The sequence below is a fragment of the Gulosibacter macacae genome, assembly GCF_003865375.1.
Taxonomy (GTDB): domain Bacteria; phylum Actinomycetota; class Actinomycetes; order Actinomycetales; family Microbacteriaceae; genus Gulosibacter; species Gulosibacter macacae.
Genome location: NZ_RQVS01000012.1, coordinates 54,709 through 69,800, shown reverse-complemented (window position 1 = coordinate 69,800; position 15,092 = coordinate 54,709). Strand labels below are relative to the sequence as shown.

The window sequence follows — 15,092 nt, the reverse complement described above, 5'->3', positions numbered from 1 at the left end:
GCACCCCCTTTGGAATTTCATTCATCCACAGGCCCACGTTTTCCCGGCCTGAATCTCGTCATCTCAGGGCAAGGTGGGCGCCGAATCGGGGCGCTGGCTCCGCGCGAGGGGAGCCAAGTTCTGTTGCCCCATTGATGCCGCGTGGGCAGTATGTTGCCATGGAGCCAACGCCATTTGCGGACAAGCCGACCCTCTACGGTGAGCTGGTCACGCTTCGCCCTATCCGTGCGGACGACGCCGACGCGATCGACGCAATCATTCGCGATGATGGCGAGGTCGCACGGTTGACCGGTTCGGTGCACTCCAGCACCGAGAAGCCTGCGGGGATGCCGCTCGAAAAGCTCCGCGAGCTCTACGGCGCTTGGGCCGTCGCCGATGACCGGCTCGTGCTCGCTGTCATCGACAACACGACGGATGAGCTCGTCGGTGAGGTCGTACTCAACAACTGGGACGAGGGCAACGAGTCCTGCGGCTTCCGTACGTTGATCGGGGCCGCGGGCCGCGGCCGCGGGCTCGGCACAGAGGCGACCAGACTCATCGTCGAGCACGGCCTGACGAAGATGGGTATGCATCGCATAACCCTTGAGGTGTACGACTTCAACCCGCGCGCCCGTCGTGTCTATGAGAAGGTCGGCTTCGTGTATGAGGGCACAGGGCGCGAGGCGCTGCGCTTCGACGACGAGTGGATCGACGTGCACTTCATGGCTATCCTCGCGCGCTGATACCGCCCATCGAACGTCTTCGCGACTTCACCCGATTCATTGCACGCATTGTGTGCTCTTGCTGGCAACAGTTGACGCTGATCGCACCCCCTGTGGAATTTCATTCATCCACAGGCCCACGGTTTCCCGGCGCGAATTTCGTCATCGCAGGGCAAGGTGAGCGCTGAAACGGGGCGCTGGCTCCGCGCGAGGGGAGCGAGATGACGGATCGAATCACCACCGGTGCACGCGGCGAGGAACTCGCCGCTGACTTTCTGCATGCCCACGGGTTCGAGCTACTTGACCGAAATTGGCGCTGTCGCTTCGGTGAGATCGACCTCATTGCTCGCGACGGCCGCGCGCTCGTGTGTGTCGAGGTGCGCTCGCGCACGAGTACGGGATTCGGGCATCCCGTCGAATCGATCACGCGAAAGAAGCTCGCGCGGATGCGCCAGGTCGCCGCAATCTGGCGAGCAGCGCACCCCGATCTACGCGGTGGCCTGCGGCTTGATGTCGTGACGGTAATGCTCCTGCCAGGGCAGCCGCCAGAGATCGCACATCTGCGTGGCGTTGGCGGCGAGGATGCGCGATGAGCGGCCGCGTCTCTCGAGCTTGGGCCATTGCGCTCGAGGGCTTTGGCGGGCATCCCGTAGAGGTCGAGACGCACATTGCCTCGGGGCTACCTCGGTTTTCGCTCGTTGGGTTGCCGGATGCGGCACTGAATGAGGCGAAGGACCGCATTCGCGCTGCGCTCAACTCGTCAGGGCAACCGCTGCCACTCGATGCGGTGACGGTAAACATGTCTCCGGCGTCGCTGCGCAAGCACGGTGCAGGTTTCGACCTCGCGATTGCGGTCTCGATTCTTGGCGCCAAAGGCGTGATCACAAGTGACACCCCGGCGCACAATGTGCACCTTGGCGAACTGGCACTCACCGGAGCGGTGCGGCCGATGCCGAATGTCTTGCCCGCGGTATCGGCCGCGCGGGCGGCCGGGTTTGCGAAAGTGCTCGTGCCAAGTCACAACGCCAATGAGGCGCGGCTCGTCGACGGCATCGACGTGGTGCCAATCACGTCAATTCGTGATCTCGCCCTGCACTACGGCGCCCACGACGCCGATTTCACGATTGAGCCGGAACCCTCCGTGCCCTTCGCCACGGCTACCGCGGAGTCACCCGCGCCAGTGCCCGAGCTCGCGGATGTGCTCGGCATGGATGAGGCCGTGCGGGCGCTCATGGTGGCCGCGGCCGGGCGCCACCACCTGCTCATGGTGGGGCCACCGGGCAGTGGCAAGACCATGCTCGCGGAGCGGCTCGCGGGTATTCTGCCGCGGCTCGAGGCGGAGGCCGCGATTGAGGTGGCGATGATGCGCTCACTGCGCGGACTCCCGATTGCGGTGCCCCTCGACTTGCGGCCGCCGTTCGAGTCGCCGCATCACACGGCGTCTGCCGCGGCGCTCGTCGGCGGGGGCAGCGGCATGATCAAGCCCGGCGCCGTCTCACTGGCCGCGCACGGGGTGCTCTTTCTCGATGAGGCACCGGAGTTTTCGCGGCGGGTGCTCGATGCCCTGCGCCAGCCACTTGAGTCGGGGTTGGCCTCGGTGGATCGCGCCGGCACCTCGGTGACGTTTCCGGCGAACACCCAGCTCGTGCTCGCGGCGAATCCCTGTCCCTGCGGTAACGCCGGTTCGGCCGGGCTCGAGTGCACCTGCCGGCCGGCCGTGCAGCGCTCCTATTTACAGCGTCTGAGTGGTCCGCTTCTAGACCGCATCGATCTGCAATTGCGGGTCGACCGGCCCTCGGCGAGCGTGGCGCGGCTTGCTGCCGCCGGGGAGCGAGGTGCGTTTTCGACCGCGGATGCAGCAGCTCGGGTCCTCGAAGCCCGCGCCCGGGCTGCCCAACGTTTGCGTGGAACAGGATGGACGACGAACTCGGAGGTCGATGGCAATTGGCTTCGGCGCAGCGCCAATCGACCCGAACTCGGCGCGACCGCGGCACTTGACACCGCGCTTGAACGCGGCCGAGTCACCATGCGCGGCTACACCCGCTGCCTGCGCGTCGCGTGGACCCTCGCCGATCTTGACGGCGCGGCCCGGCCCAACACAGCCCACATCGGCGAAGCGCTCTGGTACCGCGTTCGCGAACAGGGCTGAGACGAACGCTGCCTCCAGCTACTCGCACGACCCACCGCATCGACCTTCTTCCAACGGGAACCGAGATGACCGAATTTGCCACCTACCCGCATCCCACAAGCGACGATTACCTGCTCGACCTCATTGCCCCACTTCGTGACCAGGATGCGGGACTCAACGCCGAGACCGCGCTCGCTGCATTCACCCGTGCCGCCTGGACCGGAGTGAGCGAACCAGGCGATCGACATGCGGGGGCAGTGATCGCCGCGCTCGGACCGGAAGCGATCTTCGCGCTCACCGCCGGTGCCGAGCGCGAAGTCCTCGAACGAATCGAAGCGGCAGGGCTCGTGGAGGTCGTCAGTGACCCCAGCGAATGGCGCGCTGCGCTTGACCGCTGGCGACCCCGTCACGACCTCGAGCGCGCGGCCCAAGACTGCCGCAATGCCGCGAAGCTAGGACTGCGTTTACTCATCCCTGGAGACGCGGACTGGCCCGAACAATTGGGCGATCTAGGTGATCGGGCCCCGCACGCGCTCTGGGTGCGCGGCAAGGTCGCGGCGCTCGGGGCCTGCGCACAATCGGTCGCACTCGTCGGCGCTCGCGCGTGTACCGACTACGGGCAGCGAGTCACCGGCGACCTCGCCGCCGGTGCGGTCGACCGCGGATTCGCCATCGTGTCGGGTGGTGCCTATGGCGTGGATGCGATGGCGCATCGGGCCGCACTCGCTTCGGCTGGCGCGACCGTCGCGGTGTGCGCGGGCGGCGTCGATCGCCTCTATCCGTCTGGCAACCATGAACTGTTCATGCGGTTGATTGAGCGCGGCGCCATGATTTCTGAGTTGCCAGTGGGACAAGCTCCGCAGCGCTGGCGATTCGTGCAGCGCAATCGCCTTATTGCCGCGCTCTCGCAGGTTACGGTCGTCGTCGAGGCAGGGCAACGTTCTGGTGCGCTCCACACCGCCCGGGATGCCCTTGAGATCGGCCGCGGCGTGGGCGCAGTTCCGGGGCCCGTCACTAGTGCCGCCTCAATGGGCTGCCACGACCTCTTGCGCGGTGGCCTGGCCGAACTCATCACCTCGCCAGATGAGCTTGCCCAACTTTGGCGCGAACACACGGCTCCGGCCGGCTGGGCCGGTGGCGAAGAGATCACCATGCCGCTCTTTACGCTTGCGGCGCGCCCATCCGACCACGCCGTACGCGTGCGAGACGCCCTCGGCGTTCGCTCGTGGCGAGGTGTGGATGAGTTGGCCGCACGTGCCGGACTCACGGCATCGCAGGTGCGCGCAGCCCTCACCGAACTCGATCTCGCGGGCGAAGCGGTGGAATCAGCGGGACGGTGGCGCCGAAGTTAGTGCCGCTTGGTGCCTCCCGGCGGCGGACGGCGCAACGGGTTCACGGCCGACGAGCCCGCTCATGGTGGCGACATAACCTCATGTTGGCGACATCCTCTCATGAGTGGTGTCGCTGCGTGTGACTTCCACTCAATGCCGTGACCGCCACTCATGATGAGCGGCGGTCACCGCGTTGAGGGGATGTCGCCGCGGCCCCGTCCGCCACCATCCGTACGATGAACGCATGAGTGAGCTCCGGGACGCGGTCGCCGACTATGCGCGCGCCCTCGACCTCGAGCGCGGCCGCTCAGCCCACACCATTCGCGCCGCCCGCGGTGACCTCGACGGCTTCGTGGCGTTCGCCGAAGCGCGCGGCAGCGACAACCTCGCTGACCTCGACCTGGAAGACTTCCGCGATTGGCTCTGGGCCGAGTCGGAGGCGGGCCTCGCCAGCGCCACCATCGCGCGCCGAGCATCGAGTGCACGCGGATTCACCGCCTGGTTACGCCTCACCGAACGAGGACCCGATGCCGCTCGCCGGCTGAAGTCTCCAAAGACCGGACGCACGCTCCCGCGCATGGTGTCGGCCGGGCACATGGACGACATCTTCGATGAATTGCGCGCTCGTGCCGCCACCGGCGATCCGGTAGCACTGCGCGATCTTGCGATCGTCGAAGTGCTCTACGCCACCGGCATCCGCGTGTCAGAACTCTGCTCGCTTGACCTCGACTCGCTCGAACTCGAACGAAGGATGCTGCGGGTCATCGGCAAGGGCAATCGAGAGCGGGTCGTGCCGTTCGGGGCCCCGTGCGCCGAAGCGCTCGTCGAGTGGCTCGCTCGCGGTCGCCGTGCAATCGCCTCGGAATCCGCGGGCGAGGCACTCTTTCTCGGCGCCCGCGGACGCCGCATCAACGCTCGCACCGTCTACGACTTGGCGCGTCGGCAACTCGAACACTCGCCGGGCACTGGACCGGCTGGGCCCCACACGTTCCGGCACACCGCAGCCACCCACCTTCTCGACGGCGGCGCTGACCTGCGCGGCGTGCAAGAACTGCTCGGGCACGCCGACCTCGGTACCACCCAGATCTACACGCACGTGTCGACCGAACGCCTGCGCGAGACTTACCGTCAGGCGCATCCGCGCGCCTAACGGCCGCGGTGCACCCCAGCAACGAGGGATGCATCGCGGCCGCAAGCGTGCAGATCGTCTACCAGCTCGACTCGATGTCGTCGCGGAGCACCCGCTTTGAGCGTGTCATCGCCCAGCCGCCGGCGGCGAGGAGTACCACCGAGAGTCCCAGCGGAACGAGGAGGGTGACTGGGTCGAAGAGCGCGCCCGTCGACGCCAGCTCAGGCGCCACTGTCGGCGCGGCAGTCGGCGACTCGGATGCGGTGGGTCGCGCTGGTGCCGACGTGCTCGGCTTCGGTGCGGTCACCGCCGGCGGTGTGGATGCGGGTGTCGAAGTAGGTGTCGGCGCCGGTGACTCCGCCTCGGCCGCTGGCGGCTCGGCATTCGGCTTCGGCTCAGCATGGGGCTCCGGCTCCGACTCAACGTCGACCTTCGGTTCTGGCTCGGTCGTTGGTGCCGATTCGGGCGTAGCACCCGGTTCCGGAGTAGTCGTGGGCTCCGGTTTCGGAGTCGACACTGGCTCGGCAGGGGCACTCGGCTCCGGGCTGACCGTCGGCTTCGCCGTGTCAGTCGGCGCAGGTGTGTCCGTCGGCTCGGGCGTCACGGTCGGCTCCGGCACCGGCGTGCGAGTCGGCTCGGGCGAAGCTGGCGCATCCGGCGTTGCCGAAGGCACCGGCGGTGCATCCTCGATCACAACCGGCGCAAAGCGCGCCTGCGAGACCGCATCTGTCGGCACTGACGACTGAATAAGCAATTGCCGCCCCTCGGTCACGAGTACGCGCAAATCCGGACTCCACGCGCCGTCGGTCAATTGCACGGTTACCGTGACGTCAAAGGCAAGGCCCGACTCGCGTGACACCGCAAACTCGCGAGCACTGCCCGCTGGCAGCAACATCTCGACTGTGTCCACTGGAGCCAAACGTTGGCCATTCACCGCGGCGCCGCTTACAACTACGGGGCCATCGGCCACCCGCTCGCCAAGCATCGTGCCGCCACGTACTTGCACGATCGCATGCGACCCGGCAGCTACTTCACCGAGGCGAAGCGTGAGCCCGCGTGCATCCTCGACAAGTTCAATACTTACGGCAGCTGGTGCCGACGCGGCCGTAATCGCGGCCGCGCCCGACCGCAACGCTGCCAATCGATCGCGCACCGCCGTGCGATCGGCGGCAGGGATGAGCCCGAGATAGTGCTCATCATTGCGGTCCCGCAAGACGAATCCCGCGGGGTCAGCGAGCCACCACACGTAGATCGCAGTTGCGGCAGCGTCGACCGGGTTGGCCGAAGCACCAGTCGTTGAGATTGCCCAATTCAGGCGGGCTCGGTCGTTGGCCGAGAGTGCGGCGAGTTGGGTGGGCATCGGTGCCTCTGCCGAGAGCGGCACCGTCGGTGCACCGATGGGGGAGTCTTTGGTGAGCTCAATGCAGTAGGCATTGCTGCCGTCGAACGACATGGCGCCAACAAACGAGTTGGCCTGGCCGTTTGGGGAGAAGCCAGGTCCGGCTTCGGCGGCGCGAGCGGACGTGCCGCCGAGAAAGAGCAGGAGAGTAGTGAGGAGCGCGGCGACCGCGATCGCGGTCACCACCCGCCAGTGCGTGCGACGAGAGGTGCTGGGGAACGAGGGCATGCGGGGTCCTTTCAATCAGTCGAGAAAAGCGGGGAAGAGAAGGTAGGGATCATCCGAGCGGCAGCAGCACCGCCCTCGGCACGAGGCCGAGTAGTGCCAGCGGATCGACATAGGCGTCACCAATGCGGGCGCCAAGGTGCAGGCCACCCGCTGGCGCGTGGGCCACTGCGGAATCGAGCGTGCCGATCACGTCGCCGCGCGCGACCACGGTGCCGACGGCGAGCGTCGTGACCACGGGCTCGTAGGTCGAGATGAGGCCATCCGCGTGCTGCAACGAAAGAACTGGGCGGTCGACCACCCAGCCCGCAAAACGCACCACGCCGTCTTCGGGCGCGAACACGACCGCGCCGGCGACAGCATCCAAATCAATGCCGCGGTGACCGGCGGCATAGGGATGCGGCAGATCAAATGGCCGCGTCACCGCCGGTACCGGCGTGAGTGGCCAGGTCCAGCGCGGCTGCGCGACGTCGGCCGACGACGTCTGCGCGACTACCGGCGAAGCATCCGCGGTGGCCACTGGCATCGGAATCGGCACGAGCACCACGAGCAGGGCGGCAAGCAGCGCCGCTTTGAGTCGGTCGGGTCGGTACATGCGGCCAGGGTGACGCCCGCGCGCGAAATCTCGCCCGGAAAATCGTGACCCTGTGGATCAATCAAATTCCACAGCCCCTGCGGTAGAGACCACATCCGAAGTGCCGCGGCTTTCCCAGCGGCGCAGGTACGCGTAGACTGTGGGACGCAGTTCGCTTTGGCGAGCTGACTTCGCGCGCCCATAAGGCTCGACATCCGACGGTCCCAGCAACGCAAGTTGCCGGGCGGATGCACGAATAGGGCGCCAGGATCACCGGCCAACCCGCCGGCGATAACAACCGCAATGCGCGCCCCGGCGCGCCCAACTCTAGGAGATACGACCATGGCAGTCGTTTCGATGCGTCAGCTTCTTGACGCCGGTGTCCACTTCGGTCACCAGACCCGCCGCTGGAACCCGAAGATGAAGCGCTTCATTTTCACGGAGCGTTCGGGCATCTACATCCTTGACCTGCAGCAGTCGCTTGCCTTCATCGACAAGGCCTACGACTTCGTCAAGGAAACCGTCGCCCACGGCGGCACCATCCTCTTCGTTGGCACCAAGAAGCAGGCCCAGGAAGCCATCGCCGAGCAGGCGACGCGCGTCGGCCAGCCCTACGTGAACCAGCGTTGGCTCGGTGGCCTGCTCACGAACTTCCAGACCGTGCAGAAGCGCCTCAACCGACTAAAGGAACTCGACATGGTCGACTTCGAGGACACCACGCAGGGCTACACCAAGAAGGAACTGCTCATCCAGCGTCGCGAGCGCGACAAGCTCGAGAACACCCTCGGTGGTATCCGCAACATGGGCCGCACCCCTTCGGCGCTCTGGGTCGTTGACACCAACAAGGAGCACCTCGCGATCGACGAGGCGAAGAAGCTTGGCATCCCAGTGATCGCCATCCTCGACACCAACTGCGACCCCGACGACGTTGACTTCCCGATTCCGGGCAACGACGACGCGATCCGTTCGGTGGCACTCCTCACCCGCATCGTGGCCGACGCCGCCGCTGAGGGCCTCATGCAGCGCCACCAGAAGCCGGGCGAGGCCGCCCAGGCTGCTGAGCCGCTCGCAGAGTGGGAGCTCGAGCTCCTCAAGCAGGGCGAAAAGCCCGCTGAGGTTGCCGAAGTCGCTCAGGAGACCGCAACCGAAGCCCCCGAGACTGAGTTCGTCGAGCAGAAGACTGAGATCGAAGCCGACAACGCAGACGCGGTGGCCGCGGCTGACGCTGAGTAGTCCTACCCCAAGACCGAAGCCTAAGTATCCGGATTCGTTCCGGAAGAGGGAGACCATCACATGGCAAACTTCACGATCGCCGACGTCAAGGCGCTGCGTGAGCAGCTCGGCACCGGCCTGAGCGACACGAAGAAGGCACTCGAGGACGCCGACGGCGACATGGAGAAGGCTGTTGAGCTGCTCCGCCTCAAGGGTGTCAAGGGCAACGCCAAGCGCGCTGACCGTTCGGCCGCTGAGGGCCTCGTCGCCGCCAAGGTGAACGACAACGGCACCGCCTCGATCATCGAGCTCAACTGCGAGACCGACTTCGTTGCCAAGGGCGACAAGTTCATCGAGCTCGCAAACCAGGTGCTCGACCCCGTGGCTGCCGCTGGTGCGAGCAACTCGGCCGAGGCACTTGCCGCAGATGCAGGCGGCCAGACCGTCGAGCAGCTCATCTCGGACGTCGCCGCCGTGATCGGTGAGAAGTTCGAGCTGCGCAACGTTCGCCTCGTCAAGGGCGAGAAGTTCGACATCTACATGCACCTCACCTCGAAGGACCTGCCCCCGCAGGTCGGCGTGATCCTCGGCTACGAGGGTGACGACGAGGAGACCGCGCACGGCATCGCCCAGCACATCGCCTTCGCGAACCCCTCCTACCTGGAGCGCGACGAGGTGCCGGAGTCGGTTATCGACGCCGAGCGTCGCGTTGTCGAAGAGATCACCCGCGCCGAAGGCAAGCCCGAGGCCGCGCTGCCGAAGATCGTTGAAGGCCGCCTCGGTGCGTTCTTCAAGCAGATCGTGCTCAACGAGCAGGAGTACGCGCGCGACCCGAAGTTCTCGATCAAGCAGATCGCTGAGCAGAAGGGCATCAAGGTCGTCGACTTTGCTCGCCTGAAGGTTGGCGCGGGCGTCGAGGCTGCTGAAGAAGATTAGTCACCTGTCGCACCAACGTGCGGAGTGATTCATCCGAGGGGATGTGGGCCAGGCCCGCATCCCCTCGGTTCTTTCCGCGCTGCATCCCGCTAGGCTCGAAGCGAACTATTCGTCGCGCTTAAAGGAGTGTCATGACCGAATCGACCACGAAGCCCCGTCGGGTTCTGCTCAAGCTCTCGGGTGAGGCGTTCGGTGGTGGTCGACTCGGCGTAGACCCCGAGGTGCTCACCAGCATCGCGCGTGAAATCGCGCACGCGGCCCAGACCGTTGAGGTTGCCGTCGTCGTCGGCGGCGGCAACTTCTTCCGCGGCGCCCAGCTCGCAAACGCGGGTATGGACCGCGGTCGCGCCGACTACATGGGCATGCTCGGTACCGTGATGAACGCGCTCGCACTGCAGGACTTCCTCGAGCAGGCTGGGGCCTCGGCGCGCGTGCAGTCGGCCATCGAAATGCGCCAGGTTGCCGAGCCCTACATTCCGCTGCGTGCCGAGCGGCACATGGAAAAGGGCCGCGTTGTCGTCTTTGGGGCGGGCGCCGGTTTGCCGTACTTCTCGACCGACACCGTGGCCGCACAGCGCGCGCTCGAGATTCGCGCCGATGTGCTGCTCGTTGCGAAGAACGGCGTCGACGGCGTCTACACCGCCGACCCGAACACCGACCCGACGGCCGAACTCATCCACGAAATCAACTACCAGGATGCGTTGCAGCGCGGCCTCAAGGTCGTCGACTCGACGGCCTTCAGCCTCTGCATGGACAACAAGATGGACATGCGAGTGTTCGGCATGAGCCCGGACGGCAACATTGACAAGGCCCTGCGCGGTGCCGAAATCGGCACGCTGGTCTCGAACCAGGTGCGATAAAAACGAACGTTACTGCTGAGTAGGATGAATGCATCCGCAGCAGCGAAAGGACAACCCGTGATCTCCGAGGTACTCGCCGAGACCAAAGAAAAGATGGAGCGCGCCGTCGAGCACGCCCACGAAGAGTTCGGCAACATTCGCACCGGTCGTGCGAACCCCGCCCTGTTCGACAAGCTCCTTGTCGACTACTACGGCACGCCCACGCCCATGGGTCAGCTCGCTTCGCTGCAGGTGCCTGAGGCGCGGATGCTCGTCATCACGCCCTATGACAAGTCGGCACTCAAGGAAATCGAGAAGGCCATCGCGGCCCACCCGAACCTCGGTGTGAACCCGACGAACGACGGGCAGCTCATCCGTGTCGTCATGCCGGAGCTCACCAAGGAGCGTCGTCTCGAGTACGTGAAGCTTGCCCGTGACCGCGCCGAGGATTCGCGCATCGCCGTGCGTAACGTGCGCCGCAAGTCGAAGACCGACCTCGATGCACTCACGAGCGAGGTCGGCGAAGACGACGTGGCTCGCGCCGAGAAGGAACTCGACAAGCTCACGAAGTCGTACATCGACCGCATCGACGAAGCACTCAAGCTCAAGGAAGCTGACCTGCTCGAGGTGTGAGTTCGTGGCGCTACCGAGGTAGTGCCAAGGATCACTGAGAATCATGACCCACACCGGTAATGACGAAGCGCGGGGCGACGATCACATCGACGCCCCGCGCTTCGTCGAGCCTGTTGCCGATGCGGCGCCGGTGGCTAATTCTGCACCGGTAGCCGATGCCGGTCCGGCGGCGCGCTCGTTCGAAGTCGAAGCCGCGCGCATCTCGGCACAGGTGCGTCGCATCAACCGCGAGGTGAATGAGCGTAGCGGCCGCAATCTCGGTAGCGCCATCGGTATGGCGGTGCTTCTCGGTGGGTTGCTCCTGCTGAGCCTGCTCATCGACAAGCGCTGGTTCGTACTTTTCGCGACCGCGCTCGTCGTGGTGCTCGTCGTCGAGCTCGCGACGGCGATGCGCTCGTCGGGTCGTCACGTGCCGCGCGTTCCTTCGGCGATCGTCGCGGCCGTTGTGGTGCCCGTCGCGTTCTATTTCGGGCCGGCCTGGCAGTGGGCGGCGCTACTCGCCGGCCTTGCCGTCGTCGTGCTCTGGCGGCTACTCGAGGGGCTCGTGCCGAATTCGGGCATGACCGGCCAGTCGCTCGCACTCGACGCATCCTCGAGCGCCTTCGTGCAGTTCTACGGCACGTTCCTCGGCTCCTTTACCGCGATGCTCGCGGCGCAGCCACTCGGCGAATACTGGGTGATCTCGTTCATCATCGTCGTGATCTGCATCGACACCGGTGCCTATGTGTTTGGGATGCGCTACGGCCGCACCAAACTCGCCCCGCGCATTAGCCCCGGCAAAACCTGGGAAGGCATCATCGGTGGCGGCTTCACCGCTGTCGTCGGCGCGGTGCTCGTGTGCGTCTTCATTCTCGAGTTGCCCTGGTGGTTCGGCGTCATCATGGGCGTCGCGATTACGATCACCTCGGTCGCGGGCGATCTCACCGAATCGATGGTGAAGCGCGACCTCAAGATCAAGGACATGTCGAATTGGTTGCCCGGACACGGCGGCTTCTACGACCGCGTCGATTCCATGTTGCCTTCGGGCGCGATGGCCTTCGCGCTCTATTTCTGGTCGACGCCCCTGCAACACTTGGCCGAACGACTCGGCTGAATCGCGTCACATGGGGCAGAATGAACAGGTGACTGCTCCAGCTCCCTTCCCCAAGGCACCGCGTGGTGAGTTCGGTTATGACCCCGAAGAGGTCGACCGGGCGCTTCGTGTCGCTCGTGAACGCTACGAGAACTTCGACAACGGGTCGGGTGGTAAGCGTCTGACGGCGAAGAGCATCCGCCACACCGCGTTCACGATGCGTAAGAGCGGCTATTCGGCACCTCACGTCGACGCCGCCCTCGAACGGCTCGAGGATGCAGTCGCCGTGCGCGAGCGCGAGGAGCGGGTCGCTCAGCTTGGCCAAGACGCCTATCTCGCCGAAACCAAGGATGCTGCTCGCGCAGTGCTCAAGCGCATCCAGCGTCCTGCTGGCGATCGTTTTCAGCGCGTGACGGCATTCCAGCGCGGTTATTCAGTTGCTGAGGTCGATGAGTTCTGCGATCGCGTCGATGCGTTCTTGCGCGGCAAAGCGTCGATGACACTTCGGGAGGCACGCGGTGTCGCGTTCGCGCCGAAGCGTCGCGGCTACGAAGAGGGTCAGGTTGACCTCCTCATCGATGCGCTCGTCGATGTGATGCTGGCTATTCGCTAGTTAGTCACGACGGTCGTTTGGTAACGGTCGAGACGCGACGAAGACCCGCCCAGGAACGGCCATTCCTGGCCGTTCTCTGAAAACTTATAACCTGTTCGTTGCTGTTCTGTGACCATTCCGTTATCGTTAGTGACGTTGTTCACCGACGAGAGGCGACATCCGAATGACTCAGCAGCTCCGCACCGGCGCCACCCGCGCATCGAAGCCGGCCGCTTTGGCGACGGCTCGTCGTAACCGGGCAATTGGCGCTTCGGTCGCGACCTGCATGGTCGCCGGTCTTGCTATCGCCGCCATCGTGCAGCCCACGATCTCGGGCGGAGCCACGGCTGCGGCGGCCGAGCTCCCTTCGGTCGCAGAGATCAGTGCGGCTCAGCCGCAGAGCTACCAGGCCAACCTCGCTTCCGCGGTCAACTCGAGCCGCGATGAGAGCGTTGAGCTCGAACTCGAGCCCGAGCCGACTCCGGAGCCGGCCCCGGCTACCACGAGCTCGTCAGACAGCAGCGGCGAGTCAAGCTCAGATTCGTCAGGCGGCGGTGGCGGCTACAGCTACCCGGCCGGTGGCAGCTACGACCCGGGCTCGATCCAGGGCATTGCTCAGCAGATGCTCGCCGACCGCGGCATGGGCGACCAGTGGGGTTGCTTCGAAGCGATCATCGGTCAGGAATCGGGCTGGAACCCGTACGCCCAGAACCCCTCTTCGGGCGCCTACGGCATTCCGCAGGCCCTCCCCGGCAGCAAGATGGCCTCGCACGGTTCCGACTGGGCGACGAACCCGGCCACGCAGCTCGCCTGGGCGATTGACTACATGAACGGTCGCTACGGCTCGCCCTGCGGTGCCTACGACTTCAAGTTCAACCAGGGCAACGGCTGGTACTAGGCAGTCACTTGGCTGGCAGGGAACACCGGCCTAGCTAGACTGGCCGGCATGCCTAGGTCGAATCGACGCCGTGGTGGCGGCAAGCGCGACGGCGAGTGGGAGCCGCTCGACATCGCCCGCATCCGCGCCGGTTCGCGACGAACCGAGACGCGACGCGGCGTCGAGTGGACTGTGCAGCCCATCCGACCCGAACGCGCACTCAAGCCCTACACCTGCCCCGGCTGCGGCCGTGAGGTGGGCGTCGGCGTCGCCCACGTGGCCGTGTGGCGGGCTGACAGCATCATGGGTGAAGACTCAGCGCTTGCCGATCGTCGGCACTGGCACACGCCCTGCTGGCGCACGTTCTAGCGGGGCGCCGTGCATCCGAGCCGCTAGCGCTCGTTCTGGTGCGGAATGACGACTTCCTTGACGATGATGAGCAAGCTCGCGGCGACCGGAATCGCGATGAGTGCGCCGAGGAGCCCAAGGAGCGTGCCGCCCGTGAGTGCGGCGATCACGACGATTGCGCCCGGCACCTTGACCGCGCTCGCCATAATGCGCGGCGAAAGGATGTACGACTCGATCTGCATGTAGACGACGTAGTAGATCGCACAGATCCACCAGGTCGGCGTGCCCGGATCGGTGAGGAGCAGTTGCGCGAGCACGATGATCGCCGAGGCGCTGATGGTACCGACGAGCGGGAGCATCGAGCCGATGAAAGCGATGACGGCGAACACGGCGGGCATTGATGCGCCGACGAGCGAGAGAAAAATGAACGAGAGGATGCCGTTCATCGCGGCGAGCGCGATCTGGCCGACGACGTACTTGCCGACCGAACCGGTCACCTGCTCGGTGAGTCCGGCGATCACTTCGCGCTTCGAACCCGGGGTGAGCTGGTAGAAGGCGCGCTTGATCGAATTCATGCTCGTGACGAAGTAGATCATCAGGATGAAGACGATCAGCGTGCCGAACAGGCCGTTCACGATGCCGACGCCCACCTGCAACACACCGCCGGTGATCGTGCCGACATTGCCCTGCAACCAGGCCGAAGCCTGGGCGATCATCGTCGGCACATCGAGTGCCGGGAAGGTGGTTTGCAACCACTCCACGATGTTGGAGTTGAGGAGTTCACCGATGATCGAGCCGTAGCGAATCGTGAGTTCGTTGATCTGCGCGGTTACTGACGGCACGATGGCCCAGACCGTGAGCGCGCAGAGGCCGAGCACGACGACGAGCGCCGTGAGCATGGCGACTGAGCGAGGCCAGCGGCGGCGTTCGAGCCAGGCAATCACCGGTTCAAAGCCGAGGGCGAGGAAGAGCGCCGCACCGATATAGGTGAGCACCGTCGACAGCGAGGTGATCATGCTCGCGAGCATGATCGCGAGCAGCACACCGATGGCGCCGACAAAGCCGACGCGGAATGGGTGCTGAACGTTCATGGGCG

Annotated in this window: 16 protein-coding genes; 13 read left to right on the top strand and 3 right to left on the bottom strand. The window is 65.5% G+C overall.

Features of this window, described 5'->3' with window-relative positions; all coding sequences use genetic code 11:
- The first annotated feature begins 158 nt into the window (after nt 1-158).
- The 5 genes from EG850_RS10260 to EG850_RS10240 all read left to right on the top strand — a co-directional run bounded on the left by EG850_RS10260 (nt 159) and on the right by EG850_RS10240 (nt 5,310).
- Nucleotides 159-722: a GNAT family N-acetyltransferase gene (locus EG850_RS10260; protein ID WP_124973138.1), complete on the top strand. Its 564-nt coding sequence runs from the start codon at nt 159-161 to the stop codon at nt 720-722.
- A gap of 200 nt (nt 723-922) precedes the next feature.
- Complete coding sequence (locus EG850_RS10255) at nt 923-1,294, top strand: YraN family protein (protein ID WP_124973136.1); 372 nt, start codon at nt 923-925, stop codon at nt 1,292-1,294.
- Nucleotides 1,291-2,850, top strand: a complete 1,560-nt coding sequence (locus EG850_RS10250) for a YifB family Mg chelatase-like AAA ATPase (RefSeq protein WP_124973134.1) — start codon at nt 1,291-1,293, stop codon at nt 2,848-2,850. The genes EG850_RS10255 and EG850_RS10250 overlap by 4 nt, the downstream gene beginning before the upstream one ends.
- Before the next feature lie 65 nt (nt 2,851-2,915).
- On the top strand, nt 2,916-4,181 hold the full coding sequence (dprA, locus tag EG850_RS10245; RefSeq protein WP_124973132.1) for a DNA-processing protein DprA: 1,266 nt from the start codon (nt 2,916-2,918) through the stop codon (nt 4,179-4,181).
- 223 nt (nt 4,182-4,404) lie between these two features.
- Entirely contained in the window at nt 4,405-5,310 is a 906-nt protein-coding gene (locus EG850_RS10240; RefSeq protein ID WP_124973130.1) for a tyrosine recombinase XerC, read from the top strand.
- A gap of 58 nt (nt 5,311-5,368) precedes the next feature.
- Here the strand turns inward: EG850_RS10240 and EG850_RS10235 are convergent, their stop codons facing one another.
- Entirely contained in the window at nt 5,369-6,916 is a 1,548-nt protein-coding gene (locus tag EG850_RS10235; RefSeq protein ID WP_124973128.1) for a hypothetical protein, read from the bottom strand.
- 49 nt (nt 6,917-6,965) lie between these two features.
- Nucleotides 6,966-7,508 (bottom strand): murein hydrolase activator EnvC family protein, encoded by a 543-nt coding sequence (locus tag EG850_RS10230; RefSeq protein WP_124973126.1) that lies wholly within the window; start codon nt 7,506-7,508, stop codon nt 6,966-6,968.
- 321 nt (nt 7,509-7,829) lie between these two features.
- On the opposite strand from EG850_RS10230, the gene rpsB reads away from it, so the two are divergent.
- From rpsB to EG850_RS10190, 8 genes are all read left to right on the top strand, one after another.
- Nucleotides 7,830-8,720 carry a 30S ribosomal protein S2 gene (gene rpsB, locus EG850_RS10225; protein WP_124973124.1) on the top strand — a complete coding sequence of 297 codons (891 nt, stop codon included), beginning with the start codon at nt 7,830-7,832 and terminating at the stop codon, nt 8,718-8,720.
- A 60-nt stretch (nt 8,721-8,780) separates the two neighbouring features.
- On the top strand, nt 8,781-9,635 hold the full coding sequence (gene tsf, locus EG850_RS10220) for a translation elongation factor Ts (RefSeq protein ID WP_124973122.1): 855 nt from the start codon (nt 8,781-8,783) through the stop codon (nt 9,633-9,635).
- A gap of 131 nt (nt 9,636-9,766) precedes the next feature.
- Nucleotides 9,767-10,495, top strand: coding sequence for a UMP kinase (gene pyrH / locus EG850_RS10215; RefSeq protein ID WP_124973120.1), 729 nt, complete (start codon nt 9,767-9,769; stop codon nt 10,493-10,495).
- A gap of 57 nt (nt 10,496-10,552) precedes the next feature.
- A complete protein-coding gene (gene frr, locus EG850_RS10210) occupies nt 10,553-11,107 on the top strand; it encodes a ribosome recycling factor (protein ID WP_124973118.1) in 555 nt (184 codons plus the stop codon).
- Between the two features lie 43 nt (nt 11,108-11,150).
- Complete coding sequence (locus EG850_RS10205; RefSeq protein ID WP_124973116.1) at nt 11,151-12,200, top strand: phosphatidate cytidylyltransferase; 1,050 nt, start codon at nt 11,151-11,153, stop codon at nt 12,198-12,200.
- Between the two features lie 28 nt (nt 12,201-12,228).
- Nucleotides 12,229-12,792: a DivIVA domain-containing protein gene (locus EG850_RS10200; RefSeq protein WP_235829289.1), complete on the top strand. Its 564-nt coding sequence runs from the start codon at nt 12,229-12,231 to the stop codon at nt 12,790-12,792.
- A 163-nt stretch (nt 12,793-12,955) separates the two neighbouring features.
- Nucleotides 12,956-13,669 carry an aggregation-promoting factor C-terminal-like domain-containing protein gene (locus tag EG850_RS10195; RefSeq protein ID WP_235829288.1) on the top strand — a complete coding sequence of 238 codons (714 nt, stop codon included), beginning with the start codon at nt 12,956-12,958 and terminating at the stop codon, nt 13,667-13,669.
- Nucleotides 13,670-13,717: 48 nt separating this feature from the next.
- The gene (locus EG850_RS10190) at nt 13,718-14,017 is read left to right on the top strand and encodes a hypothetical protein (protein ID WP_124973112.1); all 300 of its coding nucleotides are present in this window, start codon (nt 13,718-13,720) and stop codon (nt 14,015-14,017) included.
- Nucleotides 14,018-14,040: 23 nt separating this feature from the next.
- Here EG850_RS10190 and EG850_RS10185 read toward each other — a convergent pair whose 3' ends face one another.
- Complete coding sequence (locus EG850_RS10185) at nt 14,041-15,087, bottom strand: AI-2E family transporter (RefSeq protein WP_124973110.1); 1,047 nt, start codon at nt 15,085-15,087, stop codon at nt 14,041-14,043.
- Nucleotides 15,088-15,092: the final 5 nt, after the last annotated feature.

Coding starts and splice junctions, on each gene's coding strand:
- EG850_RS10260 (WP_124973138.1), top strand. CDS start 159: ATGGAGCCAACGCCATTTGCGGACAAGCCGACCCTCTACGGTGAGCTG.
- EG850_RS10255 (WP_124973136.1), top strand. CDS start 923: ATGACGGATCGAATCACCACCGGTGCACGCGGCGAGGAACTCGCCGCT.
- EG850_RS10250 (WP_124973134.1), top strand. CDS start 1,291: ATGAGCGGCCGCGTCTCTCGAGCTTGGGCCATTGCGCTCGAGGGCTTT.
- dprA (WP_124973132.1), top strand. CDS start 2,916: ATGACCGAATTTGCCACCTACCCGCATCCCACAAGCGACGATTACCTG.
- EG850_RS10240 (WP_124973130.1), top strand. CDS start 4,405: ATGAGTGAGCTCCGGGACGCGGTCGCCGACTATGCGCGCGCCCTCGAC.
- EG850_RS10235 (WP_124973128.1), bottom strand. CDS start 6,916: ATGCCCTCGTTCCCCAGCACCTCTCGTCGCACGCACTGGCGGGTGGTG.
- EG850_RS10230 (WP_124973126.1), bottom strand. CDS start 7,508: ATGTACCGACCCGACCGACTCAAAGCGGCGCTGCTTGCCGCCCTGCTC.
- rpsB (WP_124973124.1), top strand. CDS start 7,830: ATGGCAGTCGTTTCGATGCGTCAGCTTCTTGACGCCGGTGTCCACTTC.
- tsf (WP_124973122.1), top strand. CDS start 8,781: ATGGCAAACTTCACGATCGCCGACGTCAAGGCGCTGCGTGAGCAGCTC.
- pyrH (WP_124973120.1), top strand. CDS start 9,767: ATGACCGAATCGACCACGAAGCCCCGTCGGGTTCTGCTCAAGCTCTCG.
- EG850_RS10205 (WP_124973116.1), top strand. CDS start 11,151: ATGACCCACACCGGTAATGACGAAGCGCGGGGCGACGATCACATCGAC.
- EG850_RS10195 (WP_235829288.1), top strand. CDS start 12,956: ATGACTCAGCAGCTCCGCACCGGCGCCACCCGCGCATCGAAGCCGGCC.
- EG850_RS10190 (WP_124973112.1), top strand. CDS start 13,718: ATGCCTAGGTCGAATCGACGCCGTGGTGGCGGCAAGCGCGACGGCGAG.
- EG850_RS10185 (WP_124973110.1), bottom strand. CDS start 15,087: ATGAACGTTCAGCACCCATTCCGCGTCGGCTTTGTCGGCGCCATCGGT.